Origin of the sequence: Hyphomicrobium sp., from assembly GCF_036780825.1 — a bacterium.
Taxonomy (GTDB): Bacteria; Pseudomonadota; Alphaproteobacteria; order Rhizobiales; family Hyphomicrobiaceae; genus Hyphomicrobium_C.
Genome location: NZ_DAIQCD010000009.1, coordinates 1 through 3759, shown reverse-complemented (window position 1 = coordinate 3759; position 3759 = coordinate 1). Strand labels below are relative to the sequence as shown.

The following is a 3759-nucleotide window of genomic DNA, read 5'->3' as shown; positions in this document are numbered from 1 at the left end:
ATCAGCCTCGGCTACAATTTCGTGGCCTCGAACCTGCTCGGCGACGACGATCCCGAGGAGGTGCCGGGGCTTGCGCTGCACGTCATGCATCAAGCCAACCTGATCCGGCTGATGGCGAGCCGCGTGCAGGATCACGTGCTGTTCGTGGTGGCCGCCGGCAACGATTCCGACGACCGCGCAACACCGATCGCGGCCAAGTGGGCTTCGCCGTTCGCGTGGGCGGGCACGCAGGACTCAGCAACGGGAGAAAGCCCGCCCAACATCCTTGTCGTCGAGGCGGTGGACCGCGACGGGTTGCGCGCCGAGTTTTCCAACGTGGGCGGTCATGTGGCGGCGCCGGGCGTCGACATCATGAGCACGCTCGCCGCCGACAAGCTGCCAATCGGCGTGTGCAGCGGCACCTCGCAAGCGGCCCCCCACGTGGCGGCGCTGGCCGGCATCCTGTTCGAGCTCGCGCCCGACAAGTCGCCCGCCGAAATCGCGGAAACGATACGCCAAAGCGCGTCCCTACCGCTAGGCGCCGAAGGCCAGGCGCCGACCATCGACGCGCTCGAAGCCGTAGCGAAGGTGGCACCTCATGAGATGCGCCTCATCGGCGATCTCGACGGCGACGGCGTCGTCGGCGCCAGCGACCTCGCCATCTTCTCGCGCCAGCTCGACAGCCTCACGCACGCGGCAACCGCGAACGCCGCCTTCACCGAAGACCTCAATGGCGACGGCATCATCGACGACAACGAGTGCTTCTGGCCGCGCATCGATCTCAACGGCAGCGGACACGGCACGCTCTCGCTCCGCGACGCGCGCCCGATCCGCGGCGCCGATAAGACAGACCTCGCGGCCATGGAGCTCTTCTGGTCGGATCACGCCACGCCGTTCCCGATCGCGGCGTCGTACGCCGGGCTCTCGACACCGGCAGAGGTAATGACCGCCGCGGATGCGCCGGCGGAGCCGATCCGGGCATGCCGCGGGCTCGCCGAGCCATCCATAACAGTGGCTGCCGCGACGGGCGTGGCTGCTCAGCCTCCGGCAAAGGAGGGTACGAGTTCAGGATCGGCAGCATCGCCCATCGCGACGACGGCATCCGGAACCACCGCTTCCAGCAACGACGCAAGCGCGACGCGTGCGGAGGTGGAGCGCGCCATCGAGGACCTGCGCAAGACGCATCCCAACCTGCGTGTCACGATCAATCCAGCAACGGGGCTGCCGGGCTCGGTGATGGGGATCTCGCCGCAACCGGGTGCCGGTGCGCAGCCCCTCAGCGCCTCGAATGGCGCACGGGAGCAGACGGAGGAAGAGACCAAGCGCGCCGTCGAAGCGTTCTTCGGCACCGGCGGCCTCGGTTCGCTCTATCCCGCCAAGAACAAGGGCTCGAAGCCCGAGTATGTGCGGCGGCGAAAGGACCCTGACCTTCCGAACCGCTACGTTGCGGAGGTGGAGCAGCGCGTGGATGGCGTGCCGGTGTTCGGATCGACCGCCAAACTCAGCGTGGATAGCGCGCTCGGCGTCACCCGGTTCAGCGGCACGATCTCGACCGTTTCGCTCGACGATACAACCCCGAAGATCTCCGAGGGCGAAGCCATCGCAGCGGCGCGCCTCAAGCTCGGCGAAGTGATGCGCAGCTCGCCGGACGCCTCGCGCGCGTTCCCGCTGGCACCGAACCCGGAGAAGGCGGAGGTTGATCCGCCGACGCTCGTCGTGTTCGATCCGGCACTCGTCGGCAAGGCGCCCACGGGCAAGACGCGGCTCGCGTGGCTCGTGACCATCGACGCGTTCCGCATCTTCGTCGACGCGGTCACGGGCGAGGCCTTTTACTATTTCCGCGACCAGCCATCGGGCGGCATGCTGCGGCGTATCTTCGACCTCGGGCAGACGACGACATTCCCGGGCGCGCTCGGCATCGACGAGGAGACGCGCACCCGATCCGACAAGATCGAGGCGGAGGCGCTGATCGCGTTCCGCAACGCGGGCATCGTGCGCGACTACTTCTTCCTCAACTTCGGGCGCGACGGCTTCGACGACAGCCAGGGCCAGGGCGGCTCTCCCATGGAAGCCTACGTGCAATACGGGCGCACGCAAAACGCCTACTGGTGCATGACCAAATCCTACGACTGCCCCAAGGGCAACGTGATGGTCTATGGCCCGGGATATGCGAGCGCGCTCGACATCGTGGCGCATGAGATGACGCACGGCATCATCGCGCATGAGAAGAACCTGCTCTACCTCAACGAGCCGGGCGCCGTGAACGAATCGCTCGCCGACATCTTTGGCGCCCTGATCGAGCTCGACGCGCGAGGCGATGGCGGCAACTGGCTGATCGGCGAAGCCTCACCCGGCTTTTCGATCACGGCGCCGCTACGCAGCCTCGCCGATCCCAACCTGCGTGACGCGAACGGGCGCTCCATGTTCGATCGCAACGCGCGCTTTTCCCTCACCAACCGCGGCCAGCCCGATCATTACTCCGAGGTGCTGACGCCGGCCGATACGATGTGCGGCTCGACGGCCTACAACGATAACGGCTGCGTGCACTTCAACAGCGGCATTCTCAATAAGTTCGCCTACCTGGTCTCCGAAGGGGGCACGCACCGCGGCGTGACGGTGACCGGCATCGGGCGCAAGAAGCTGGCGCGCATCACCTATCGCGCCATGACGGTGGGACTCAATCAAAGCTCGACGCTCGCGCACGCGGCGAACGCGTTCGTCGAGAGCTGCTTCGAGCTTGCGGGCGCGGAAATAGCCGGCGTCATCACCGCGAACTGCGAGCAGGTGCTCGCCTCCCAGCAGGCGGTCGGCCTCGTTGTGCCGTCGAGCTGAAGCTGAAGAACGGAATGGGCGTCATGACGACGAGGGACGAGACATGAAGAGCATGAAACTCAACCGGCGAGAGGCCGCCAAGGGGCTCGCGGCGGCGTTGACCATGCCGTACATTGCCCGCCTCGGCCTTTCCGAAGCAGAGGCGCAGATCGCGCGCAGCACATGGTCTCAGCTCACCGTGCTTTCGGAGGAGGCGCAGCGGCTCGGCCTTTCCGTGCCGCGCATGGGGCTCGCGCCCGCCTCGGCAGGGGAGGACTTCACTGAGATCCAGCCGGCGATCGTCGACTTCATGGACAGCGTCACCGCGTCGGCGCCGGATGCACCCGGCGTCTCCTCGGCCGAAATCGACAGCCTGCTCGATCGCGCTTCGGAGCTTCTGCGCACGGCCCGCAACGCGGAACGCATGCCCCGCGACATTCCCGAAGGACCACAGGCCGCAGCCGTCACGCCGCCTAAGTTCGAGGACGTGGCGGACGAATATCGCCGCCTGTTCGAGACGTGCGAGATTCGCGCAGAGCATCGCTCGACTGTGCAGTGGTACGTATCGAAAATTATCGATGCCGCGCGGCGCAAGTCCTACGAGCAGGTGTTCGAGGAGACCTGCGTGCCCTGGCATGCGGTTGCCATCATCCACGGCATGGAGTGCAGCTTCGATATGACGTCGCATCTGCACAACGGCGACCCTCTCAAGGCCAAGACCAAGAACGTTCCGGCGGGCCGGCCCAACCCCTGGCTGCCGCCCTCGGACTGGGTGTCGAGCGCGGTCGACGCGCTGCGCTACGATAAGCTGCACGAACAGGCCGACTGGAGCCTTCCACGCATGCTCTACCGCTGGGAAGGCTACAACGGCTGGCGCAGCCGGCTCCTCTACAAGATCAACACGCCCTACCTCTGGAGCTTCTCGAACCACTACACCAAGGGCAAGTTCGTGGCCGACAACAAGTGGGA

Annotated in this window: 1 protein-coding gene and 1 pseudogene; both read left to right on the top strand. The window is 66.3% G+C overall.

The annotated features are described in order from the left end of the window. Positions 1–2811 (top strand): M4 family metallopeptidase (locus tag V7P99_RS05910; RefSeq protein ID WP_333793868.1); only part of this gene is annotated, 2811 nt, incomplete at its 5' end. A gap of 43 nt (positions 2812–2854) precedes the next feature. Beyond that, positions 2855–3759, top strand: a pseudogene (locus tag V7P99_RS05905) (hypothetical protein); the annotation flags it as partial.